This window comes from Candidatus Methylomirabilota bacterium (genome assembly GCA_035764725.1).
Taxonomy (GTDB): Bacteria; Methylomirabilota; Methylomirabilia; order Rokubacteriales; family CSP1-6; genus DASRWT01.
On the sequence record DASTYT010000087.1, the window covers coordinates 1 to 22,744 of the forward strand.

Here is a 22,744-nt window from a genome sequence, read left to right on the forward strand (position 1 = left end):
CACTGCTCGTTCTCGGCGCACCACCCGCGGTCGCCGACATCGTGACGGACGCGAACGCCAAGGCCGCCGAGATGGTGTCCCGGCTTCCGGTGACACCGCCCACGGTGCGCATGATGGCCATCGTCCAGGTCTCGGTGTTCGAGGCCGTCAACGCCATTACCGCTCGCTATCCGGCCTACCGGATCACGCTCAGCCCCGCGCCGGGCGCGTCCGTGGACGCCGCGGTCGCGTCGGCGACGCGGACGGCGCTGCTGAAGGTCATGCCGCCCGCGCAGCAGGCCGCAATCGAGGCGGACTACCAGGCCATGCTGGCGTCGACGCCGGACGGGCCCGCGAAGGCGGCCGGCATCGCCCTCGGCGAGCAGGCGGCCAACGCCATCGTCGCGATGTGCGCGGATGATGGCTTCATGGCCGCCGACGCGTATCGCCCGAACGCGGCGCCCGGCGTCTACGTGCCCACCATCTCGCCCGCCGTGCCACACTGGGGCAAGCGCCGCCCGTGGGTCATGACGCGCGGCGATCAGTTCCGACCCGGTCCGCCGCCCGCCCTCACCAGCGCGATCTACGCGCGTGACTACAACGAGATCAAGGCCCTCGGCGCGAAGAACAGCACGGCACGCACCGCGGACCAGACCGCCATCGCGAAGTTCTGGGAGGCAACGCTTCCCGTCGTGTACTGGCCGGTCGCCCGGTCGGTGGCCTCCGCGCCCGGCCGCGACGTGACCGAGAATGCGCGGCTCCTGGCGGTGGCCGCCATGGCCATGGACGACGCGCTGATTGCCATCTTCGACGCCAAGTACACCTACAACTTCTGGCGTCCCGTCACCGCCATTCGCAATGGCGACCTCGATGGCAACGACGCCACCGAGCGGGACGCGGGGTGGACGCCCTTCATCGACACGCCGATGCATCCGGAGTACCCCTGCGCCCACTGCGTCGTGTCCGGGTCCCTCGCGGCGGTGCTCCGGGCCGAGATCGGAACGGGGCCGACGCCTACGCTGCGCGCGACCAGCTACGCCGCGGGTGGCGCCGAGCGCACGTGGCCGAGCGTGGATGCCTTCGTCCAGGAGGTGGCGCTGGCGCGCATCCTGGACGGCGTGCACTACCGGAACTCCACCGAGGTCGGGACCGCGATGGGGACGAAGGTCGGGGAGCTCGCGGTGCAGAGCTTCCCGAAGCCGGTGCGCTGACCCGGAAGGTCTCGCCCGCGCCTACCGGGCCTTGGCCTCCGGGCCGGTCAGCGGCACGTAGTCATACTCGCCGATGCCCTGCAGCACGAGGAAGGTCGCGGAAGATTCGCCCGCGTTCGTGACGAGGTGCGCCCGCCCGGGCCGGACGGTGTAGGTCTCCCCCGGCGCGAGGCGCACCTCTTCCTTCGGGTCGCGCAGGAAGATGCGCAGCCGGCCCTCCAGGACGTAAAACGTGTCCTGCACGCGGGTGTGGTAGTGCCACGGCACCTGCTGCGTGGGCGAGATCTGCAGCTCCGAGATGCGGAAGCCCGGCCGCTCGGCGTGACGCGCCCGGCGCTCGACCTCGTAGAGATGGCTCGAATCCTTGACCGCATTCATGGGCTGGCCTCCCTTGCGTGGCGGCATTGTCTCACGATCGCGGGGTAGAATGTCGCGGTGGACGCGACCCTGGCCGTCATGGTGGAGGCCGCGCGCGCGGGCGGCGCCGTCGCGCGCGAGCGGCAGCGCCGCGGCTTCGACGTCACCATCAAGGGGGACGGGTCGCCGGTGACCGATGCCGATCGCGACGCGGAGGCGGCGGTGGCGCGAGTGCTCGACGCCGCGTATCCGGAGCACGGCTGGCTCGGCGAGGAGACGGGCGGTCGGGGGTCCGCCGGCCGCCGTTTCATCGTCGATCCCATCGACGGCACGCGCAACTTCGTGAAGGGCCTGCCCCAGTGGGCGACGCTGGTGGCGCTCGAGGAGGACGGTGTGGTCACCGCGGGCGTCGTGTATCAGCCCATCATCGACGTGCTCCACGTGGCCCGGCGCGGCGAGGGCGCCTACGCCGACGGCGTCCGCATTCACGTCTCAGCGGTGAGCGAGCTGCGCGACGGCACGCTGCTCCACGGCGCGCTCGGCATGCTGCGCCCGCCGGAGCTCTGGGACGGCTTCCTGCGTCTGGTCGACGCCACCACGTATCAGCGGGGCTTCGGCGACTATCTCTCATTCACCACGGTGGCCGAGGGCAAGGGCGAGGTGGCCCTGACCCCGGGGGTGAAGCCCTGGGACCTCGCCGCGCTGCGCCTCCTCGTCGAGGAGGCGGGCGGCGTCTTTACCGACTTCGAGGGCAAGCCTACGATCTACTCATCCACCGCGTTCGCCACCAACGGGCGGTTGCACGCCGCGGCCCTCGCCCGCTTCAGAGGAGACACGCCATGACACGCGTGACGGAGCTCGACACCCCCGTCGTCACCATCCGCCTCGACATCATGGAGGCGAACATCCGGCGCGTGCAGGCCCTGCTCGACCGGCGCGGCATCGGCAATCGCCCGCACATCAAGACCCACAAGATTCCCGCCATCGGCGTGCAGCAGATGGCGGCCGGTGCCATGGGGATCACCTGCCAGAAGCTCGGCGAGGTCGAGGTGTTCGCGGACGCGGGCGTGGCCGACGACGTGCTCCTCACCTACAACATCCTTGGAGCGGCGAAGGCCGAGCGGCTCATGGCGGCGAACCGCCGCATCCGGCGCCTCACCGTCGCCCTCGACAACGAGGTGGTGGCGCGGGGACTCTCCGAGGCGGCGGCGCGGGCCGGGCAGGATCTTCGCTTCGTGGTGGACTGCGATACCGGCATGGGGCGCACCGGCGTGCAGACGCCGCAGGCGGCCGTCGACCTCGCGCGGATGGCCATGAAGCTGCCGCGCCTTCAGTTCCAGGGCCTCATGACCTTCCCCAGCAAGGATCCCGATACCCGGGTCTTCTTCGAAGAGGCGCTCGGGCTCCTCAAGCAGGCGGGGATCCCGGTGCCGGTCGTCTCGGGCGGCGGGACGCCCGCGCTCGCCACCGTGAATCGCTTCCCCATGCTCACCGAGCATCGCGCGGGCACCTGCGTGTTCAACGACGCGATGGTGGTGTCCACCGGCACGGCGACATGGGACGACTGCGCGATGCGCGTGCGCGCCACCGTGGTGAGCCGGCCCACGCCCGAGCGCGCGGTGCTCGACGCCGGATCGAAAGTGCTCACATCAGACCAGTACTTCATGAAGGGCTTCGGCCACGTGATGGAGTATCCCGAGGCCGCCGTCACCCATCTCTCCGAGGAGCACGCGGTGGTGGATCTGAGCGCCTGCCCCGAGCGTCCGACGGTGGGCGACGTGGTGGAGGTGGTGCCGAACCACTGCTGCGTGGTCTCGAACATGGTGGACGAGCTGCACGGGGTGCGCGGCGGCGACGTCGAGGTGGTGTGGCCGGTCGCCGCGCGCGGCCGGGTGCGCTAGCCCATGACGCCGCGCACCGGCGCACAGCTCCTCGTCCACGCGCTCGTGGGCGCGGGCGTCCGCCACCTCTTCTCCCTGTCCGGCAATCAGATCCTGTCCGTCTACGACGCCACCATCGAGCAGCCGATCTCGATCCTCCACACGCGGCACGAGGCGGGCGCGGTGCACATGGCGGATGCCTGGGGCCGCCTCACGGAGCGGCCGGGCGTGGCGCTGGTGACGGCGGGCCCGGGCCATCTCAACGCGATCTCGGCGCTCTACGGCGCGCTGATGTCGGAGTCACCCGTCGTGCTGCTTTCCGGCCATGCCCCGAAGGGTCAGGCGGGGCGCGGCGCCTTCCAGGAGATCGACCAGGTCGGCGCGGCGCGCCCGGTGACCAAAGCGGCGTGGCGCGTCGAGAGCGCGGCGAGTATGGGCGAGGATATGACGCGCGCGCTCACCGTCGCCGCCAGCGGGCGCCCGGGGCCCGTGCACCTGAGCTTGCCCGGCGATCTGCTCGAGGCGAAGGTGGCGGAGGCGCCGGCCGCCGCGCCCGCCGCGCCGCGGCACGAGCCGACGCTCATCCCCGACGTCACGATCGCGCAGATCCTCGAGCGGCTCGAGTCGGCGCGCCGGCCGCTGATCGTGCTCGGGCCCGCCATGGCCCGCGCCGCGCGCGGCGCCGCCGTCGCGGCGCTCAGCCGCGCCACGGGCATTCCCGCCCTGCCCGTGGAGAGCCCGCGCGGCCTCAACGATCCGTGGCTCCACATGGCCGCGAACATCTTCGCGCAGGCCGACGCGGTGCTGCTCCTGGGCAAGCGCCTCGACTACGGGCTGCGCTTCGGCGACGCGGGTGTCTTCGCCGCCGACCGCCACATCATCCAGGTGGACTGGGACGCCGCCGCGCTCGCCAACGACGCGCGTGTCGCGCTCTCCCTGGTGGCGGATCCCGCGCGCGTGGCCGTGCGTCTCGCCGCCGATGCGACCGGTCGACGGTGGAGGCACGCGGCCTGGGGCGACGAGGTGCGCGCCGCGCGCAACGCCGTGCCCCCGGGCTGGGCCGCGCTGCGCGCCGCGACGTCACGCTCCATTCATCCGCTCCGCGTGGGCGCGGCGCTGCAGCCCCTGCTCGATCGCGGCGCCATCCTCGTCGCCGACGGCGGCGAGTTCGGCCAGTGGATACAGGCGGGCTGCGAGGCGCGCACCCGTCTCATCAACGGCCCCTCGGGCTCGATCGGCAGCGCGATTCCGATGGCGCTCGGCGCCAAAGCCGCGCATCCCGACAAGCTCGTCATCGCCGCGCTGGGGGACGGCACGTTCGGCTTCCACGCCTTCGAGCTGGACACGGCCGTGCGCCACGGTCTCCCGATCGTGACGGTAGTGGGCAACGATGCGCGCTGGAACGCCGAGCATCAGCTCCAGCTCCAGCACTACGGCGCCGAGCGCACCGTGGGCTGCGAGCTGCGCCCCACCCGCTACGACCAGGTCGCGGTCGCCCTCGGCGCCCACGCCGAGCACGTCGAGTCCCCGGGGGATCTGGACGCGGCGCTGGAGCGCGCGATCGCAAGCGGACGCCCCGCGGTGATCAACGTGATGATCGACGGCGTCCCCGCGCCGACCTACCGCTCGGGGGCCGGCGCGCACTAGCGCTACCGCGAGACGGTCAGGCGCTCGCGTCCGTAGTTGTCCGCGTCCACCCAGGGCTTGCCCTCGGCGAAGCGGGAGGCGCGGAAGGGTGTGAGGTCCATGAGCGCCGGCTTGCCCTCGGTGACCCACTCGGCGAGACAGCGGCCGATGGCGGGAGAGGTCTTGAAGGAGGTGCCGGAGTCGCCCAGCATCACCCAGAGGCCGGGCACGGACGGGATCTGATCGATGATGGCGCGCCCGTCCTGGGACATCATGATCATCCCCGCCCAACCGCCCCGCATGGTCGCCTCCGCGAACGCGGGGAGGCGCGCGGAGAGCCTTTCGCGGCAGAGGGTGACGTAGTCCGGGTCCACGCTCTCGCTGTACTTCTCGGGATCACCATGGGAGGCGCCCAGCTCCACGCCGATCAGCGTGGACGCCGCGCCCTCCGGTCGTATCCACGCCTCGTGGGTGTCGTCGCTGATCACGCAGTGGCGCCGGGTGAAGCCGGCGGGCCAGCGGAAGATGGACACCTGGATGCGGAAGGGCTGGAGCGGCAGGCTGATCCCCAAGGGCTCCAGCAGGGTGTGCGCCCAGGCGCCGGGGACGAGCACCACCGCGGGCGTGTCGATGCGCCCGGCTGTGGTCTCCACGCCGGTAACGCGGCCGCGCTCAGTGACGATGCGCGTCGCCTCGCAGTGGGTGCGGATCTCGACGCCGAGGCGCCGGGCCGCCTCCGCGAGCGAGAACGTGGTGGCGTTCGGGTCGGCATAGCCCGAGTCGGGCTCGTAGGCGGCGCCGCCGATGTCGTCCAGACGGCACTCCGGAAGGATCTCGCGCACCTCCTCGGAGGTGATCACGCGGGTCTTGATCCCGATCGTCTGCTGGGCGGCGACGTTACGCTCCAACCTATCGCGATGTCCGCGGGCCACGAGCTTGAGATAGCCGAGGCGCTCGAAGCCGCAGTCGCCGCCCACCCGATTCTTCCAGTCGTGGAAATACTTGAGGCTCTCGTGGGCCAGGCGGGACTCGTGGGGGTTGGTGTAGTGCATGCGGACCAGCGAGCCTGACTTACCGCTGGCCCCGGCGCCCAGGTGGCGTCGCTCGACCAGGATCACGCGCTTGGCGCCCCGCTCGGCCAGGTGAAAGGCCGTGCTACACCCATTGACCCCGCCCCCGATGACGACGACATCCGCGGTCTGATTGGCCATAACGCGCGAATTCTCGCATGCTTGACAGGGCGGGGGGAAGGCCCTATAAGGAGGACCACTCGAACCCTTCGGTCCCACGACGCGGATCGGGGGTCCACGCAAGGCTGCGAGCTCAGATCAGCGCTCAATCCCACATTCTCGGTAAGGAGGAACGCAGCATGACAGTAAGCCGTCGAGACCTACTCAAGGGCGCGGCCCTGGCCGGCGCCGCTGCCGCCCTGCCGGGCGGCCTGGCCGCTCCCGCTGCCGCCCAGACCACCCAGAAGCGCGAGCTGGTCGTCGCGCAGGGCGGAGACATCGCCTGGCTCGACCCGCATATGAGCACGTCGTCGAACGACATCCGGATCTCGTTCAACATCTTTGACAACCTCACGAGCCGCCGGCCGGACGGTAAGCTGCTCGCGGGACTCGCCACCGAGTGGAAGCTACAGGGCCAGCAGGCGTGGGTATTCAAGCTGCGCCAGGGGGTGAAATGGCACAACGGTGACCCGTTCACCTCGGCCGATGTCAAGTTCAGCATCGACCGGACTTACGATCCTGCCGCCAAGACCCGCGTGAGCACGATCCTCACCACCATCGAGCGGATCGAGACGCCGGACGCCACGACAGTCGTCATTCATACCAAGAAGCCGGATCCGCTCCTGCCTGCACGCCTTGGTTTTTACGCCGGTCAGATCATGCCCAAGAAGTACTTCGAGTCAGTCGGCGCTGAGACGTTCAACCAGAAGCCCGTGGGCACCGGTCCGGTCCGCTTCGTGTCCTGGACCAAGGACGACAAGGTCGTGTTGGATGCCAACCCCGACTACTGGGGCGGCAAGCCCGATTTCGATCGTCTCATCGTGCGGGCCTTGCCCGAGATGGCGCCGCGGATCGGCGCTCTACTCAAGGGCGAGATCGACATTGCCACCCAGGTGCCGCCGGACCAAGGGGAGCGGGTGCGGGGTAATGCGAGCACCACGGTGGCGGGCGCGCTCTACGGCGGCCTGTACGTCCTCGCCGTGAACAGCAAGGTGAAGCCCCTCGACAATCCGCTCGTGAAGCAGGCGCTGTCGGTCGCGATCGACCGCGACGCGATCATCAAGGAGCTCTGGCGCGGTCGCGGCATCGCGCCGAGCGGCCCCATTGCCAAGGGTGACAACCATTTCGATGCCTCGCTGCCAGCGCTTGCCTACAATCCCAAGGAGGCGCGGGAGCTTCTGAAGAAGGCCGGCTACAAGAATGAGGAGATCGTGATCGAGACGACCGCCGCCTACATGGCGGGGGACAAGCCGATGTCCGAGGCGATCCAGGCCATGTGGAAGGACGTCGGCGTGAACGCCAAGGTGGAGGTCTTCGAGTACTCGGTGCGAGCGCAGAAGAATCGCGACAAGACGTTCAAGGGGCTCTGGTGGTCCGATCCCACCTCCACGCTCCGCGATCCCGACGGCATGATGTGGCGCCTCCTTGGCCCCGGCGGTCCCCAGGACTACTGGCGGCATGCCGAGTGGGACGAGCTGGGCAACGCCGCGCGGTTCTCCGTGGACGAGAAGTTCCGCGGGGAGGCTTATAAGAAGATGACCAAGATCTTCCTCGAGCACTTCCCATGGATTCCGGTGATCCAGCCGTACGAGGATTACGGCCTGCAGAAGTACGCGGAGTGGACGCCGGACCCGCTGCAGCAGCTCGAGATTCGACGCTTCAACTTCAAGTTCCGCCGGGCCTAGCCCTGCCCTCCCCTCCCTCTCCCCCTGGGGAGAGGGAGGGCGAGGGGTCTCGCATGCGCACGTTCCTCCGGTTCTTCGCCAGCCGCGCGGGGCGCGCGATCGTCGCGCTCTGGCTCGTCTCCACCGTCGTCTTCGTCGTGATGCGTCTCTCCGGAGATCCTACCCCGCTGCTCTTGCCTCCGGACGCGCCGCAGAGCGAGATCTTCCGCCTGCGTGCCGAGCTCGGGCTGGACCGTCCGCTGCCGGTGCAGTACGCGGTGTTTCTCGGGAACCTCGCCCGCGGCGACTTCGGCCAGTCCATCCGGTTCAAGGGGTCGGCGATGGCGGTCGTGACCGAGCGCCTCCCCGCCACGTTCGAGCTGGGCCTCGTGTCCTTCGCGGTGGCCGTGATCGTCGCCATTCCTGTCGGACTTCTTTCGGCCGTTTACCGGAACCGGCTGATCGACCATCTGGCGATGGGTGTCGCCCTCGTCGGCCAGGCCGCGCCGACGTTCTTCATCGGTATCCTCTTCATCCTGCTCATCTCGGTGAAAGCGGGTCTCTTGCCCACCTCGGGCCGCGGAGACTGGCGTCATCTCGTCCTCCCCGCGGTGACGCTCGGCCTCTTCGCGATGGCATCCATCGCCCGCCTCACGCGCTCCGCCATGCTGGAGGTGCTGCGGGCCGACTACATCCGGACCGCGCGCGCCAAGGGGCTCGCCGAACTGCTCGTGGTCGTCAAGCACACGCTTCGGAACGCGGCGATCCCCATCATCACGATCACCGGGCTTCAGTTCGGCGGGCTGCTCGCCGGCGCCGTGGTCACGGAGACGGTGTTCGCGTGGCCGGGGATCGGCCGGCTCGCCATCCAGTCCATCTATAATCGCGACTACCCGGTCGTGCAGTGTGTGGTGCTCCTGTCCGCTGCGCTGTTCGTCGTGATCAACCTCGCAATTGACGCGGTCTATGGACTCCTCGATCCCCGTATCCGCGTCCGCTGAGCTCACGGTGGCCACCGCGTCGGCGAAGGCCGGGCGCCTCGCCCGACGCGCGCGCTGGCTCACCGCCGGAGGCGTCGGCTTCATACTCCTCCTCGTGCTGATGGCGGTGGCCGCCCCGTGGCTCGCGCCTCACGATCCCACCAGGCAATCGTTGCGGGCGCGGCTGGTTGCCCCAACCCTCGAGGCGGCGGACGGGCGTGCCCACCTCATGGGCACGGATCATCTGGGCCGCGATGTACTGTCGCGGATGATCTATGGCTCTCGGGTGTCGCTGCTCGTCGGATTCTCCGCCGTGCTCGTGGGAGGCCTCGTGGGCTCGGCCCTCGGCATCCTCGCCGGCTTCCGGGGGGGCTGGGTGGACACCGCGATCATGACCGTCGCGGACGCGCAGCTCGCGTTCCCGTTCATCCTGCTCGCCATCGGCATCATCGCCGTGCTCGGCCCGAGCTTCGTTACCATCGTGGTGGTGATCAGTCTCGCGGGTTGGGTGGGCTACGCGCGCATCTTGAGATCCCAGGTGCTCGGACTTCGCTCGCGTGAGTTCGTGGACGCCGTCCACGCCCTCGGTGGCTCCGTGCTCCGCATAGTGTGGAAGCACGTGGTGCCGAACATCCTCTCGTCGATCGTCGTCGTCGCCACGCTGGAGCTGGGGCGCGCCATCGTGCTCGAGGCCACCCTGTCGTTCCTGGGACTGGGGATTCAGCCACCCACGCCGTCCTGGGGCGGCATGGTGCAGGAAGGGCGCGAGTATCTGGACAGCGCTTGGTGGATCTCGACCTGCCCCGGGCTAGTGCTGATGGCGGCGACCATCGTGGTGAGCCGGACCGGCGACTGGCTGCGCGATCTCCTCGACCCCACGCTGCGGGGCGAGTGAGGGCCGGCCGGCCATGGCCTGGTCCCTGCGACTGGTCGAGCACCGGCTGGCCGCCGGCGCGCTGCTCTCGTTCACCGCCGGTCCCCGCGTGATCTTCGTGCGGTCGGGTGCCCTCCGCGTGGTCGGCGCCGATCCCGACCACGCCCCCGTGGGCGCGGACGCGGCCGTGTTCGCCGCGGAGGCCAGCGGCGTGCAGTCGTATCGCGAGGTCCTCACCGTGCTCGTGTTCGAGCTCGTGCGGCAGCCGGCGGGCCCGGCGCATGGCCGCGTGCTCCTCGAGCATCCGATCGCGCTCGACGCCGGGCGCCCCTGGGTCATGCGCTGTGACCGCGTGGACTTCGTGCTGGGCGGCATCGCCCCCGCCCACGGGCACAAGGGCGGCGGCATCCGCTGTCTGCTGCGCGGCGAGCTGCGCGTGTCGGTGGGGAAGGCGCCCGGCCGGCTCATGCGTCCCGGCGACGCCTGGTTCGAGAGCGGCCGCGAGCCGGTGGTCGCTCAGGCCTCCGCCACCGAGGAGACGTCGTTCGTCCGCTGCGCCGTCCTGCCCGCGGAGATCCGCGGCCAGCCATCGATCGTCTACGTCGATCCCGCGGAGGGCGCGCGGATGCGGCCGCGGACGTATACCATGTACGTGGACGAGCCCTTCACCCTGGGGAAGCCATGAACAAGATCGAGCGAGTCCGCGCCGCGCTGTCCGGGGGTCCGGTGGACCGTCCTCCGTTCACCGTCTGGTACCACTTCGGGCTCCAGCACGCGCCGGCCGAGCGCATGGCCCAGGCGCACGTCGACTTCTTCGATGCCTACGATCTCGACTGGCTCAAGCTGATGAACGACTATTCCTACCCCATGCCGGAAGGGGTGGAGACCCTCGATCACGCGCGCGACCTCGAGCGGCTGGCTCCGCTCGACCTCGAGAAGACCCCGATGGCCGCCCAGCTGAAAGTCGTCGAGCAGGTGGCGCGGGCCCTCTCCGGCCGGGCCCTCGTGGTCGACACGCTCTTCAACGCGTGGAACACGCTGCGGCGCAACGTGGTGAAGGGCGCGATCGACGAGATGATGCGCGAGCACGAGGTCGGGCTGACGCGTGCGCTCCGCGTCGTCAACGACAACCTGATCGCCTACGCGCGCGCCGCGCTGGCGCGAGGCGCCGCCGGCATCTTCCTCTCCGTGCCCGCGTCCACCGAGTTCGTGAGCCGCGAGCAGTACGAGCGCTACATGCGCCCCTTCGACCTCGAGCTCCTGGAAGCGATCCGCGGGCGGGGCAGCCTCCACGTGCTCCACGCCCACGGCAACCACGTGTTCTTCGACCGGATGCTCGACTATCCGGTGCAGGCGATCTCGTGGGCGGACCAGGACGCGGGGCCCACGCTCGCGGAGGCGCGCCGCCGTACCGATCTGCCGCTGATGGGCGGCATCAGCCACGGCCGCTTCGCCTACGAGTCGGCTGGCCATATCCGCGGGCAGATCAAGCGGTCCATCGAGGACGCCGGCCGCGAGAAGCTCCTCCTCGCCCCGGGCTGCGCGCTCCCGAGCTACGCCTTCCCCGAGCTGATCCGCGCCGCGCACGCCGCCGCCGCGCGGTGAATGTCTACCTCTCCGGCCTGATCGGCTCCGGCAAGACCACGCTGGGCGAGGGGCTCGCCGCGCGCCTCCGCCGGCCGTTCTTCGATCTCGACCGCGAGATGAACGCCGCGCTAGGCCGGAGCTTCCACGACCTCGTACGCGAGCAGGGCTGGCTCGCCTTCCGGGAGCTCGAGTACGGTATCGTGAGGCGGTTCGCCGCCATGGATGGCGCGGTGTGCGCGCTGGGCGGCGGCACCGTGCGTTACGCGTGGAATCGCGACGCGCTCCGCGGCACCGGCGTGCTCGTGTTCCTCGAGGCCGGCCTCGCCACGCTCGCCGCGCGGGTCCGCGCCGCCGATCGGCCCCGGGTGAACCCTGGCGTGTCCCTGGAGGAAGACCTGGCCACGATCTGGGCGGCGGCGGAGCCGCTCTACCGCGCCGCCGATCTCACGTATCGCACCGATCTCGGGGCCACGGTGGAGCAGGAGCTGACCGAGCTGACTGCGCTCCTGCAGGCGCGCGGCGCCTAGAGGCGGGCGGCCAGCGCGGCCACACGCGCGCGCGTCGCCGCGTCGAAGCGCCGCGCGCCGCCCACCGCGCAGTTGTCCTCCATGTGCGCCGCGCGGCCCGTGGCGGGAATGCTCACCGACACGCGCGGGTCGCTCACCCCCCAGTTGAGGAGAGCCTGCGCCCAGGTGCGGAGCCCGTGCTCGGCGAGGAAACCCAGCTCCCGCGCGGCCGGCGCCCGGCGGGCGAGCGCTCCCTGGCCGAGCGGGCGCATCACGATGACGCCGACCCCTCGCTCGGCGGCGAGGGGGAGCAGGTGGCGCTCCACCTCGCGCTCGTGGGGATTGAGGGGGATCTGGATCGCGGTCACACGCCCGCTCTCGACGATGCGCGCCATCTCGTCGAAGGCGGCCGCGCTGTAGTGCGTGATGCCGACGGCGCGGATCGTGCCCGCCGCGCGCAGCTCCTCCAGATAGGGCAGGTACTCGCGCCATCCGACGAGGTTGTGAATCTGGTAGAGGTCCACCACGCCCCCGTACCAGTCGAGCGCGCGCCGGATCTGCTCGCGCCCCTCGCGGAAGCTGCCCGCCCAGACCTTGGTGGCGATGAGCACGCTCGGCCGGCGGCCATCGAGGGTCTCGGCGAGCACCTGCTCGGCACGCCCGTACATGGGGGAGCTGTCGAAGAAGGTCGCGCCGCCCGTGATCGCGGCATCCGTCACCGCCCGCACCTGGGCGGGCTCCTGCACGTCGAAGGTCTGCCAGGTGCCCATGCCGATGACCGGCACGGTGAGGCCGCTACGGCCGACAGGACGATGCTCCATGGTGGGCGAGAGTGTACACGACGGCCCCGGCCGCCTCTCATCACCTTCTCATCTTGGCCTGTTAGGCTGAAGGCATGGTTCACGAGCTGCCCGCGACCATCAACGTGTTCGGCGGTGCGCCCGTGCCCGCCACCGCGCGCGTGCTGCAGCAGAGCCCCTCCGAGCGCATGACGCGCGTGCTCTCGGCGCTCGGCGTGTGCTGGGGCATCGCCGCCGTCACCGTGTTCATGCCGGTGGCACACTTCTTTCTCGTGCCGACGTTTCTGCTGCTGGGCATCGTGCTCGCGGTGGTGCGCAGCCGCGAGGACGTGCGCCTCCTCGGCGCGCACGGCCGCTGTCCCCGCTGCGGGGTCGAGCAGGACTTTCCGGGCGGCGGACGCTTCCAGGGCGAGCTCGCGCTCGATTGCCCGCGGTGCCACAACCGCCTGACCCTCACCGCGGCGATGGTACCGTTGACGTGAGATGCGCATCCTGGTTGTCGAGGACGAGCGGAAGGTCGCAAGCTTCATCCGGCAGGGGCTCGAGGAGGAAGGCTACGCGGTCGAGGTGGTGGGCGACGGCGCCGCCGCGCTCGAGCGCCTGATCGAGGGGCCCGGCACCGACCTCGTCGTGCTCGACATCGGGCTGCCCAAGCTGGATGGCCTGGGCGTCCTCAAGGCCGCGCGGCAGCAGAAAATCCAGGCGCCGGTGCTGCTGCTCACCGCGCGTGACCGCCTCTCCGACAAGGTGGCCGGCCTCGATCTCGGCGCCGACGATTACCTCACCAAGCCGTTCGCCTTCGACGAGTTCCTCGCGCGGGTGCGCGCGCTCCTGCGCCGGGGGGGCGGCCAGCGGGCCCCCGTGCTGCGCGTCGCCGATCTGAGCCTCGATCCCGCCACGCGCGAGGTCACGCGGGGCCGCCGGCGGGTGACCCTCACCGCCCGGGAGTACGCGCTGCTCGAGTACCTCATGCGCAGCGCCGGGCGCGTGCTCACGCGGCCCATGCTCGCCCAGCACGTCTGGGGCCTCGAGTTCGACCCCGAGAGCAACATCGTGGACGTCTACGTCGGCTATCTCCGCCGCAAGATCGACGGCGAGGGGGAGCCCCCGCTCGTGCACACCGTGCGCGGCGCCGGCTATGTCTTGAAGGAGGAGCCGTGACGCTCCCGTGGGCGCTTCGCTCGATCCGGACGCGCCTCACCCTCTGGTACACCGGTGTCCTCCTCGTCATCCTCCTCGTCATCGGCGGTTTCTCGTATCAGGTGCTGGCCTGGAGCCTGTACCAGGACGTGGATGCCTCGCTGGTCACGGTGGGCCGAGTGATCCGCGACACCGGCTATGCGAACAGCGGCGCCATCGCGGAGGCGGCGCTGCGCGAGCTGCTCGGACCGGAATTCGTCGACAAGTTCTTCCAGCTCCGCGATCCCGAGGGCAATCCCGGCGGCGCCTCGGCCTCGCTGCGGAACCGCCAGCTCCCGCTCACGCCGGTGGCGCGCGCGAATGCCGCGCGGGGCCGCCCGACCTTCGAGACGCTGGAGCTGCCCGGCGGGGAGCGCGCGCGGATCCTGACCCTGCCCGTGATGAACGGCGCCCGGCCCCCAGGGCTCGTGCAGGTCGGCATCTCGCTGGCCCGCGCCGAGGATGCTCTGCACCGCTACCTCATGGTCCTGCTGGCCGCGGTGCCGGTGGGGCTGGCCCTCGCCGCGGTGGGTGGCGCCCTGATCGCGCGGGCGGCGCTCGCCCCCGTCAACGCGATGGCGCGCACGGCCCGTCGGATCACCGCCGAGGACTTGGCCCAGCGGGTGGCCGCGAGCGGCAGCGGCGACGAGCTGGACTATCTGGCCGAGACGCTCAACGAGATGCTGGGTCGCCTCGAGGGGGCTTTCGGTGAGATGCGCCGCTTCGCCGCCGATACTGCCCACGAGCTGCGCACGCCGCTCACTGCCCTCAAGGGCGGGATCGAAGTGGCCCTGCGCGCCGCGCGCTCGCCCCACGAGTACCGGCGGGTGCTCGAGGAGAGCCTGGAGGAGGTCAATCGTCTCATCCGCGCGGCCGAGGACCTCCTGCTGCTGACGCGGGCCGGCCCCGGGCGCGGGCTCGCGCGGGAGCGGCTCAGCCTCGAGCCGATCGTGGTCGACGCCCTGGAGACGGGCGCGCGGCTCGCCCAGGGCACCGGCAACACGGTGCGGCTCGGCGCGGTGGAGCCCGTGGAGGTGGTGGGTGACGCGAGCGCCCTCCGCCGCGCGATCCTCAACCTCGTGGAAAACGCCGTCAAGTACACCCCCGCCGGCGGCAAGGTGGAGATGACGCTCACCCGCGAGGGAGATCACGCGCTGATCACGGTGGCCGACACCGGCGTCGGCATCGCCCCCGCCGATCGCGAGCGCATCTTCGAGCCGTTCGTGCGCCTGGACGCGGCGAGCGCCACGCCGGGCTCGGGGTTGGGGCTTGCCATCGCCCGGGGCGTCGCCATCGCCCACGGCGGCGGGCTCACCGTCGAGAGCACACCCGGCGCGGGCAGCCGCTTCACTTTGCGCCTGCCGCTGGCTTGACACGTCCGCGGCCACTCCCTACCGTGTGGCCGTGGACGAGCTGATCGCGAGTCTCCAGCGCGCCGCCGCCGCGCTCAAGCAGGGCCATCACGACGAGGCGGAGGCGCTGGCGCGCGACGCGATCGCGCGCGATCCCGCGCGCGCGGACGCCCACGCCATCCTCGGTGCCATTCTCACGCAGCGCCGCCGCCCCGCCGACGCGGAGATGGCGTTTCGCGAGGCGGTGCGGCTGGCCCCGCAGTCGGTGCCCGCGCGCCTCGATCTGGGCGATGCCTTGCTCGAGCAGGGCAAGCAGCGGGACGCGGAGGCCGCGTATCGCGAGGCGGCCGCGCTCGACCCGCGCGCCTTTCGCGCGCAGCTCAAGCTGGGTCTGGTCCTCGAGGTTCAGCGCCGCTGGGCCGAGGCCGAGGGGGCGCTACGGGCTGCCGTCGCCCTCCGTCCCGAGCACGCGCTCGCCCACCTGCGTCTCGGGGTCGTGAGCCGGCGGCTCCGGCGTCCCGCCGAGGAGGAAGGCGCTCTCCGCCGGGCCGTCGCGCTGGCGCCGCGGCTCATCGACGCGCATCACAACCTCGGTGTCGCGCTGCTGCGTCAGAGCCGACATGCCGAGGCGGAGGCGGTGCTGCGTCGGGCCGTCGACCTCGCTCCCGGGAATCCCGTGGTGCGGGATGCCCTCGGCCAGGCGCTGGCCGCGCAGGGCCGCCAGGGCGAAGCGGTGGTCGTGTTCCGCGAGGCGCTGGAGCTGGCGCCCACCGCGGTGCGGACCCAGGTGCACCTGGCGCACGCGCTCCGCCGCGAGCGCCGCTGGGCGGATGCCGCACAGGCCTATCGTGCCGCCATCCGGGGCCGGCGCGGCGATGCGATGCTCCACGGCCATCTCGGAGTCACGCTCGCCCACGGCCGTCGCTACGGTGAAGCCGCGACCGCCTTCCGCGAGGCGCTCCGTCTCGATCCGGACAATGCCACCTGGCACGCGCGCTTCGGGCGCGTGCTCGAGCGGCAGGGGCGCTTTCCTGAAGCGGAGGCCGAGTTTCGCCAGGCGATTCGGCTGCGGCCGGGCGACGTCGGATCCCTCCTGGGCCTCGCGGGCGTGTTCCGCCGTGAAGGGCGCTGGGCCGAGGAGGCGGAGGCCTATCGGACCGCCCTCACCCTGCGGCCCGACGATCCCAACGTGCACTACGACCTCGGGCTCGCCCTGTCTGCGCAGGGCCTCGACGGGGAGGCCGAGGCCGTCTTCCGCGCCGCCGTCGCGATCGAGCCCGCCACCGCCGATTTTCACGTGGAGCTCGGCATCGCGCTGGGCCGGCAGGGCCGGCACGCGGATGCTGAGGTCGCGCTCCGCGAGGCGATCCGCCTCGACCCGCGCGACATCGTCGCCCGCGGCAACCTCGCGGTGGGGCTCGGGCGCCAGGGCCGGTTCGCCGACGCCGAGACCGTGTATCGCGACGCGCTGCTGATCAAGCCGGCGCACCCGGCGCTCCAGCGCGGACTGGGCGTCGTGCTCTATCTCCAGGGCAAGTACGGGCCTGCGGAGGTCGCGCTCCGCGAGGCGGTGCGCCTCCGGCCCGGCTACGCGAAGACCCATGCCGATCTCGGCGAGATGCTGGTCGAGCAGGGACGGCTGGCAGAGGCCGCCGAGTCGTTCGGTCACGCCATCGAGGCGCGCCCAGAAATCGCCTCGGCGCATCGCGGGCTCGGGGGCGTACGGCTCGCCCAGGGCAAGCTCGGCGAGGCGGAGGCCGCGTACCGCGAGGCGCTACGGCTCCGGCCCGACGAGGGGCAGAACCACTTCAATCTCTGGACGGTGCTGGAGCGCCAGGGCAAGGACGCGGACAGCGAGGCCGCCTATCGCGCGGCCATCGCGCTCAAGCCCGACTTCGCGGAAGCCCACGCGCGTCTGGGCTCGGTGCTGCTTCGCCTGGGCCGTCCCGCGGAGGCCGAGGCCGCCTACGCAGCAGCGGTGCGCCTGCACCCCGACGACCGCCGTTTCCGCAGCGCGCTCGACGCCGTGCGGCGGCGCCTCTATTCATAGCCGGCGCCGCTAGCGCGCGGAGCCCTCGATGGCCGAGATGCGGCGATAGCTCACCCCAACCTTCTGGCTGTCGGCGTCGAGGAGCAAGAGGCCGTTCTCGGTGATCTGGCTGAGGGTGCCGACGATGGGCTCCCGGGCGTTTCGCACCGAGACGGCCACCCGGCGACCGAGATGGGGCCGCGCCTCCAGCTCCCAGACCGCCCGGAGCTGCTCGACCGCGGCCGCCATCATGTCGGTCTCGCGGATCGGCTCGACCTCGCGGATGGCGCCGAAGACGGGCAGGTGGAAGTCCGCCTCGACGGGGGCGCGCCCCGCGGGCGCGGCGACCTGATGCTCCTGCGCCGCGCGGAGGATCTCCGCCATGCGGCCGGTCATGGCCCAGAAGAGATAGAAGCCGATGAGGATGGCGCCCAGGGACAGCGCCAGGTTCACGAGCACCTTCGGCTGATCGAGCGTGCGCAGGCTGAGCAGCGTGTCGAGGTACAGGAGCAGCGGGAGGACGGAGACGAACGCGAAGACGACGATGGCGGCGCGCTGTAGCGTGTATGGACGCGGCTGGTTCTCGGCCGGCTCCATGTCTCAGACTCTAACGCCGGCCCCCGTCAGTTCGGATGCTTTTTGGCGTGCTAGTATCGCCTCGGGAGGTACCGAGTGGGCGCTTCACGACGCGAGCTGCGCGCGCTGCGCGGGTTCATCTTCGATCTCGACGGCTGTGTCTGGACGGGCGACGTGCTGGTCCCCGGGGCGGCCGAGGTGCTCGCGATGCTGCGAGAGCAGGGTCGTCGGGTCTCCTTCCTCACCAACAACTCCGGCGCCCGCTCCGCGGGGCTCCAGGCCAAGCTCGAGCGGCTCGGCGTTCAGGCGGCGAAGGACGAGGTGTTCACGCCGCTGGAGATCCTGAGCGAGGTGATCGTGAGCCGCTGGGGCCTTGCCCGCGTGCTCGCCATTGGCGGGGAGGACCTCGGGGGAGCGCTCCTCGAGGGCGGTCACGAGCTCCTGCCCACGGATCGCTACCGCGAGGCCCAGGTCGTGGTGGTGGGTCGCGATGCCGGCTTCTCCTACGATCGCCTCACCGCCGCCGCCCGCGCCATCGCGGGGGGCGCTCACTTCATCACCCCCAACCTCGACCCGCGCCTGCCCCTCGAACGCGACGACTTCCTGCCCGGCTGCGGCGCGGTGGTGGAGTCGGTGGCCACCGCCGCGGGGGCGCGGCCGCTCGTCATCGGCAAGCCGGAGCCGCCTCTCTTCGAGCTCGCGCTGGCCCGCATGGGACTGAGCGCCGAGGAGGCCGCGATGGTGGGAGACAGCGTGGACTCGGACGTGCGCGGGGCGCGGCGGGTCGGGATGACCGCGATCCTGTTCGCGCCGCAGGGCGGGCCCGATGGCGTCGCGCACTTCATGGTGAAGTCCATGGCGCAGCTGAGACGTCTGCTCGCCGACAAGTGAGCCGCGTCCTCCTACACTCGGGGGGACCCCTCGGCCCCGAGGGCCGCCGCGAGATCGCCGCCTTCTTCGGCGCCGCGCGGCACGTGGGCTTCATCACCTCGGCGAGCCTCCACGACGAATCGGCCTACTTCGCCCGCGTGCGCGCGGCCCTGGCGCCCCCGCCGCCGGAGGGCGCGGGGCTCGATCTGGTCCACATCCGCTGGAACGCGCGACCGTTGCCCGCGCTCGCTGGCGTGGAGGCGGTGTTCATGGGCGGGGGCAACACGTACGCGCTGCTGATGCGTCTCCGCCGCTCGGGGCTGCTCGCCGCCATCCGCCGCCGGGTCCGTGCGGGCATGCCTTACGCGGGGGCGAGCGCGGGATCGAACGTGGCCGGGCCCACCATCCTCACCACCAACGACTGGAACGTGGTGGGCCTCGCGCGCTTCGACGCGCTCCGCCTCGTCGGCTTCAACATCAATCCCCACTACAAGGAAGCCGATCCCATGATGGCGCCGGGCAGCGAGACGCGCGACGACCGCATCCGTGAGTACCACGTGGTGAACCGCAATCCCGTGGTCGGGCTGGAGGAGGGCGCGCTGGTGCGCGTCGAGCGCGGCAAGGCGACCGCGCTGGGCACCGCGCGCATCAAGATCTTCCGTCACGGCACCCCGCCAGTGTGGTATGCAGCGGGGGAACACCTACCCGTGAGGTAGGCGGCCTCTTGATGGCCGGATTCTCTTCCCCGCCCACGTTCCCTCGACGATGGAGCCAACATCGGACCGCTATCGCGATGAAACGAGACCCTCCGCGTAGGAAATCGGCTTCCCGGCGCCTTCCTCCTCGACGCGCGCCGGCCGCCACGCCCACCGCACGTGTCGAGCATCTGCCGGCGCCCTCTGGGAGTCCCGGGTTCCCGATCGTCGGCATCGGTGCCTCCGCGGGTGGGCTCGAGGCCTTCAGCCAACTCCTCAGGGCGCTCCCCACGGACACCGGCATGGCCTTCGTCCTGGTTCAGCACCTGGACCCGCAGCACGAGAGCCAGCTGTCCGAGATCCTCGCCAGGACGACGGCGATGCCCGTCCTGACGATCACCGACGGCCTGGGGGTGGAGCCGAACCACGTCTATGTGATCCCGTCGAACACGGACATGACGATCGCGGGTGGTCGCTTCGCGCTCACGCCCCGGGAGGCCGTCGATCGCCACACGCCGATCGATCACTTCTTCCGCTCGCTCGCGCAGGAGCTGGGGGCCCGCGCCATCGGCGTGGTGCTGTCCGGGACGGGGTCCGACGGCACCCTCGGCCTTCGCGCGATCAAGGCGGAAGGGGGCATCGCGTTCGTCCAGGACGAAAAATCCGCGCGCCATCCCGGCATGCCCCAGAGCGCAGCCGCCTTTGCCGACCTCGTCCTGCCCCCCGCGGAGATCGCCGGCGAGCTGGCGAGGATCGGCAATCATTCCTACGTGAGCCCTACGCCACCAGGCGCGGCCCGTCCGGAGGCGTCCGAGGATGGCGCCGACATCAGCGGCGTCCTTCGCGTCCTGCGCTCCGGCACGGGGGTCGATTTCGCGCAGTACAAGGCGGCCGGCGTCCGACGCCGGATCGCCCGGCGCATGCTGCTGCAGCGGATGGACGACCTCCCCGAGTATGTCCGGTACGTGCGCCAGAACCCGGACGAAGCGCGGGCCCTGCACGACGACATCCTCATCCAAGTGACGGGATTCTTCCGGGATCCGGAGGGGTTCGAGGCGCTCAAGCAGAGCGTGTTCCCCAGCCTCGTGACGGAGCGGCCCAGGGAGGAGCCCATCCGGATCTGGGTGGCGGGCTGCGCCACCGGCGAGGAAGCCTATTCGCTCGTGATCAGCCTGATGGAGTTCCTCGGCCAGCAGGACAGCAATCCGCCGATCCAGCTGTTCGCCACCGATCTCAGCGCCGCCGCGGTCGCGCGCGCCCGGGCGGGGACGTTCCCGGCAAGCATCGAGAACGAGGTGTCACCCGATCGGCTGCGGCGCTTCTTCGTGAAGTCGGACGGGCGCTACCAGATCAGCAAGGCCATCAGAGACGCCTGCGTCTTCGCGCGGCACGACGTGACGCGGGACCCGCCGTTCTCGAAGCTCGACCTGATCAGCTGCTGCAACCTGCTGATCTACCTCGGCGCCGCGTTGCAGGAGCGGATCATCCCCATCTTCCACTACGCCCTCAAGCCCACGGGCTTCCTCAAGCTCGGCCCATCGGAGAGCGTCGGGCGGTCTGCCAATCTCTTCTCCGCGGTCGACAAGAAGCACAAGATCTTCGCGCGCAAGCCCGGGCCGTCCGCTCACCTCGGCTTCGGTCTCACCGCGGGCGCGCGCAATGCCACGCCCTCCGCCGAGCAGGACAAGGGCGTGGCCTGGAGCACCGCGGCGGTCGAGAAGGAGGCGGACCGACTCGTCCTCGGCCGCTATGCGCCCGCGGGTGTGATCGTCAACGCCGACATGGAGATCGTGCAGTTCCGCGGGAGGACCGGTCCCTACCTCGAGGCGGCACCCGGCGCAGCGAGCCTGCAGCTCTTCCGGATGGCGCGGGAGGGCCTGACGGTGCCCCTGCGCCGGGCCGTCCAGCGCGCGACCAAATCCGGGAGCGCGGTGAAAACGGACGGCCTCTGGTTGCGGGTGAACGGCGGCGCCCGGGCGGTCGGCATCGAGGTGATCCCGATCGGACCCAAGGAAGGCATGAAGGGCCAGCACCATCTCATCCTGTTCTTCGACGAGCGCCATCGACCGGGCGGCCCCTTGCCGGCCAGGCCGACGCCGACGCCGGCGCGAGGGAAGACGCGAGGCGATCGTCGGGTCACCCAGCTCGCCCAGGAGCTGGCCGCCGCGCGCCAGCAGCTCCAGGCCACCAGCGAAGAGCAGGAGGCCGCCCTGGAGGAGCTGCGCGCCGCCACCGAGGAGTCCCAGTCGAGCAACGAGGAGCTTCAGAGCACGAACGAAGAGCTGGAAACCTCCAAGGAAGAGCTCCAGGCCGCCAACGAGGAGCTCACGACCGTGAACGACGAGCTGAACAGCCGGAACCTCGAGGTGGGTCAGCTCGCCAGCGACCTCGGCAACCTGCTCGCAAGCACCCATGTCCCGATCATCCTGGTGGGGGCCGATCTCCGCATCCGTCGCATGACGTCGGTCTCGGAGCGGATCCTCCACCTCGCTCCCGGCGATGTCGGGCGACCCATCGGAGACATCAGGCTCGGCACGGAGTTCCCGGATCTCGAAGGCCTTCTCCGGGACGTGATCGAGACCCTGACACCCCAGGAGCGCGAGGTCACCGCCCGGGATGGCCGGTGGTATTCGGTTCGTGTGCGGCCGTACCGGACGGTGGACAACAAGATCGACGGTGCGGTGGCCTCCTTCGTCGACATCAACGCGCTCAAGCAGAGCATCGACGAGGCCCGCGCCATCGTCGAGACCGTGCGGGAGCCGCTCGTGGTCCTCGACGACGACCTCGAGGTGGTCACCGCCAACCGGGCGTTCTTCGAGACCTTCCGGGTACGTGCCGACGAGACGGAGCGCCGATCCCTCTTCGAGCTCGGCGATGGCCAGTGGAACATCCCGCAGCTCCGGACGGCGCTGGGCGCGGTGCTGGCCGAGGGCCGCGTCCTGGAGGATTTCGAGGTCCGGCACGACTTCGAGCGCATCGGGCCACGCACGATGCTCCTCAACGCGCGCCGGATGCCGATGGCGGTGGACCGGCCGGCGCTGGTCCTCCTGGCCATCGCGGATATCAGCGAGCGAGCGCGTATCGAGTACGAGCGCGCCAATCTGCTGACTCGAGAGCAGGGCGTGCGCGTCGAGGCCGAGGCGGCGAGTCTCGCCAAGGACAAGTTTATGGCGATCCTGTCCCACGAGCTCCGCACGCCGCTGAACGCCATGCTGGGATGGGCGAGGATCCTGCGCGACCCGAAGCGGGGCAGCGTCGACGTCGCGCATGGCCTGGAAGTGATCGAGCGCAACGCCCTGCTGCAGGTGCGCCTGATCGAGGACCTTCTCGACGTCTCGCGGATCGTCTCC

General features: G+C 70.9%; 21 protein-coding genes. 17 read left to right on the plus strand and 4 right to left on the minus strand.

The features are described 5' to 3' along the window. The coding region (locus tag VFX14_13805) for a vanadium-dependent haloperoxidase (protein HEU5190757.1) at positions 1 to 1,190 on the plus strand (1,190 nt) is incomplete at its 5' end. 21 nt (positions 1,191 to 1,211) lie between these two features. On the opposite strand, the gene VFX14_13810 is transcribed toward VFX14_13805, so the two are convergent. Beyond that, positions 1,212 to 1,568, minus strand: coding sequence for a cupin domain-containing protein (locus VFX14_13810; protein HEU5190758.1), 357 nt, complete (start codon positions 1,566 to 1,568; stop codon positions 1,212 to 1,214). Between the two features lie 57 nt (positions 1,569 to 1,625). On the opposite strand from VFX14_13810, the gene VFX14_13815 reads away from it, so the two are divergent. From VFX14_13815 to VFX14_13825, 3 genes are read left to right on the plus strand one after another with little or no spacing between them, the layout of a single operon-like run. Beyond that, entirely contained in the window at positions 1,626 to 2,390 is a 765-nt protein-coding gene (locus VFX14_13815) for an inositol monophosphatase family protein (GenBank protein HEU5190759.1), read from the plus strand. Next, on the plus strand, positions 2,387 to 3,448 hold the full coding sequence (locus tag VFX14_13820; GenBank protein ID HEU5190760.1) for a D-TA family PLP-dependent enzyme: 1,062 nt from the start codon (positions 2,387 to 2,389) through the stop codon (positions 3,446 to 3,448). The genes VFX14_13815 and VFX14_13820 overlap by 4 nt, the downstream gene beginning before the upstream one ends. 3 nt (positions 3,449 to 3,451) lie before the next feature. Continuing rightward, positions 3,452 to 5,074 (plus strand): thiamine pyrophosphate-binding protein, encoded by a 1,623-nt coding sequence (locus VFX14_13825; protein HEU5190761.1) that lies wholly within the window; start codon positions 3,452 to 3,454, stop codon positions 5,072 to 5,074. Positions 5,075 to 5,076: 2 nt separating this feature from the next. On the opposite strand, the gene VFX14_13830 is transcribed toward VFX14_13825, so the two are convergent. Continuing rightward, positions 5,077 to 6,264 carry an FAD-binding oxidoreductase gene (locus tag VFX14_13830; GenBank protein ID HEU5190762.1) on the minus strand — a complete coding sequence of 396 codons (1,188 nt, stop codon included), beginning with the start codon at positions 6,262 to 6,264 and terminating at the stop codon, positions 5,077 to 5,079. A gap of 158 nt (positions 6,265 to 6,422) precedes the next feature. Between VFX14_13830 and VFX14_13835 the strand changes: the two genes are divergently transcribed. Genes VFX14_13835 through VFX14_13860 form a run of 6 tightly spaced genes read left to right on the plus strand, consistent with a single transcriptional unit; the run spans position 6,423 to position 11,914 of the window. After that, the gene (locus tag VFX14_13835) at positions 6,423 to 7,967 is read left to right on the plus strand and encodes an ABC transporter substrate-binding protein (protein ID HEU5190763.1); all 1,545 of its coding nucleotides are present in this window, start codon (positions 6,423 to 6,425) and stop codon (positions 7,965 to 7,967) included. 53 nt (positions 7,968 to 8,020) lie between these two features. Further along, a complete protein-coding gene (locus VFX14_13840) occupies positions 8,021 to 8,947 on the plus strand; it encodes an ABC transporter permease (GenBank protein ID HEU5190764.1) in 927 nt (308 codons plus the stop codon). Positions 8,948 to 8,954: 7 nt separating this feature from the next. Continuing rightward, positions 8,955 to 9,821, plus strand: coding sequence for an ABC transporter permease (locus tag VFX14_13845; protein HEU5190765.1), 867 nt, complete (start codon positions 8,955 to 8,957; stop codon positions 9,819 to 9,821). Positions 9,822 to 9,834: 13 nt separating this feature from the next. Further along, positions 9,835 to 10,485: a hypothetical protein gene (locus VFX14_13850; protein HEU5190766.1), complete on the plus strand. Its 651-nt coding sequence runs from the start codon at positions 9,835 to 9,837 to the stop codon at positions 10,483 to 10,485. Continuing rightward, complete coding sequence (locus tag VFX14_13855; GenBank protein HEU5190767.1) at positions 10,482 to 11,405, plus strand: uroporphyrinogen decarboxylase family protein; 924 nt, start codon at positions 10,482 to 10,484, stop codon at positions 11,403 to 11,405. Before VFX14_13850 ends, VFX14_13855 begins: the two co-directional genes overlap by 4 nt. Continuing rightward, positions 11,402 to 11,914 (plus strand): shikimate kinase, encoded by a 513-nt coding sequence (locus VFX14_13860; protein HEU5190768.1) that lies wholly within the window; start codon positions 11,402 to 11,404, stop codon positions 11,912 to 11,914. The genes VFX14_13855 and VFX14_13860 overlap by 4 nt, the downstream gene beginning before the upstream one ends. On the opposite strand, the gene VFX14_13865 is transcribed toward VFX14_13860, so the two are convergent. Continuing rightward, the gene (locus VFX14_13865; protein ID HEU5190769.1) at positions 11,911 to 12,714 is read right to left on the minus strand and encodes an aldo/keto reductase; all 804 of its coding nucleotides are present in this window, start codon (positions 12,712 to 12,714) and stop codon (positions 11,911 to 11,913) included. The genes VFX14_13860 and VFX14_13865 overlap by 4 nt on opposite strands. A gap of 74 nt (positions 12,715 to 12,788) precedes the next feature. Here VFX14_13865 and VFX14_13870 point away from each other — a divergent pair, with 74 nt between their 5' ends. From VFX14_13870 to VFX14_13885, 4 genes are read left to right on the plus strand one after another with little or no spacing between them, the layout of a single operon-like run. Next, on the plus strand, positions 12,789 to 13,175 hold the full coding sequence (locus VFX14_13870) for a hypothetical protein (protein ID HEU5190770.1): 387 nt from the start codon (positions 12,789 to 12,791) through the stop codon (positions 13,173 to 13,175). Position 13,176: 1 nt separating this feature from the next. Then, on the plus strand, positions 13,177 to 13,854 hold the full coding sequence (locus tag VFX14_13875; GenBank protein HEU5190771.1) for a response regulator transcription factor: 678 nt from the start codon (positions 13,177 to 13,179) through the stop codon (positions 13,852 to 13,854). Then, positions 13,851 to 15,245, plus strand: coding sequence for an ATP-binding protein (locus tag VFX14_13880; GenBank protein HEU5190772.1), 1,395 nt, complete (start codon positions 13,851 to 13,853; stop codon positions 15,243 to 15,245). Before VFX14_13875 ends, VFX14_13880 begins: the two co-directional genes overlap by 4 nt. Before the next feature lie 31 nt (positions 15,246 to 15,276). Next, complete coding sequence (locus tag VFX14_13885) at positions 15,277 to 17,274, plus strand: tetratricopeptide repeat protein (protein HEU5190773.1); 1,998 nt, start codon at positions 15,277 to 15,279, stop codon at positions 17,272 to 17,274. Between the two features lie 9 nt (positions 17,275 to 17,283). Here VFX14_13885 and VFX14_13890 read toward each other — a convergent pair whose 3' ends face one another. Continuing rightward, complete coding sequence (locus VFX14_13890) at positions 17,284 to 17,850, minus strand: hypothetical protein (protein ID HEU5190774.1); 567 nt, start codon at positions 17,848 to 17,850, stop codon at positions 17,284 to 17,286. 75 nt (positions 17,851 to 17,925) lie between these two features. On the opposite strand from VFX14_13890, the gene VFX14_13895 reads away from it, so the two are divergent. The 3 genes from VFX14_13895 to VFX14_13905 form a co-directional block, all read left to right on the plus strand. Continuing rightward, positions 17,926 to 18,720 carry an HAD-IIA family hydrolase gene (locus tag VFX14_13895; GenBank protein ID HEU5190775.1) on the plus strand — a complete coding sequence of 265 codons (795 nt, stop codon included), beginning with the start codon at positions 17,926 to 17,928 and terminating at the stop codon, positions 18,718 to 18,720. Further along, positions 18,717 to 19,415, plus strand: coding sequence for a dipeptidase PepE (pepE, locus tag VFX14_13900; protein HEU5190776.1), 699 nt, complete (start codon positions 18,717 to 18,719; stop codon positions 19,413 to 19,415). Before VFX14_13895 ends, pepE begins: the two co-directional genes overlap by 4 nt. A 77-nt stretch (positions 19,416 to 19,492) precedes the next feature. After that, the coding region (locus tag VFX14_13905; protein HEU5190777.1) for a chemotaxis protein CheB at positions 19,493 to 22,744 on the plus strand (3,252 nt) is incomplete at its 3' end.

What these genes read in the sequence shown, in the direction of transcription:
- VFX14_13810 (HEU5190758.1), bottom strand. Translation starts at nt 1,568, where the DNA reads ATGAATGCGGTCAAGGATTCGAGCCATCTCTACGAGGTCGAGCGCCGG.
- VFX14_13820 (HEU5190760.1), top strand. Translation starts at nt 2,387, where the DNA reads ATGACACGCGTGACGGAGCTCGACACCCCCGTCGTCACCATCCGCCTC.
- VFX14_13825 (HEU5190761.1), top strand. Translation starts at nt 3,452, where the DNA reads ATGACGCCGCGCACCGGCGCACAGCTCCTCGTCCACGCGCTCGTGGGC.
- VFX14_13830 (HEU5190762.1), bottom strand. Translation starts at nt 6,264, where the DNA reads ATGGCCAATCAGACCGCGGATGTCGTCGTCATCGGGGGCGGGGTCAAT.
- VFX14_13835 (HEU5190763.1), top strand. Translation starts at nt 6,423, where the DNA reads ATGACAGTAAGCCGTCGAGACCTACTCAAGGGCGCGGCCCTGGCCGGC.
- VFX14_13840 (HEU5190764.1), top strand. Translation starts at nt 8,021, where the DNA reads ATGCGCACGTTCCTCCGGTTCTTCGCCAGCCGCGCGGGGCGCGCGATC.
- VFX14_13850 (HEU5190766.1), top strand. Translation starts at nt 9,835, where the DNA reads ATGGCCTGGTCCCTGCGACTGGTCGAGCACCGGCTGGCCGCCGGCGCG.
- VFX14_13855 (HEU5190767.1), top strand. Translation starts at nt 10,482, where the DNA reads ATGAACAAGATCGAGCGAGTCCGCGCCGCGCTGTCCGGGGGTCCGGTG.
- VFX14_13865 (HEU5190769.1), bottom strand. Translation starts at nt 12,714, where the DNA reads ATGGAGCATCGTCCTGTCGGCCGTAGCGGCCTCACCGTGCCGGTCATC.
- VFX14_13870 (HEU5190770.1), top strand. Translation starts at nt 12,789, where the DNA reads ATGGTTCACGAGCTGCCCGCGACCATCAACGTGTTCGGCGGTGCGCCC.
- VFX14_13875 (HEU5190771.1), top strand. Translation starts at nt 13,177, where the DNA reads ATGCGCATCCTGGTTGTCGAGGACGAGCGGAAGGTCGCAAGCTTCATC.
- VFX14_13890 (HEU5190774.1), bottom strand. Translation starts at nt 17,850, where the DNA reads ATGGAGCCGGCCGAGAACCAGCCGCGTCCATACACGCTACAGCGCGCC.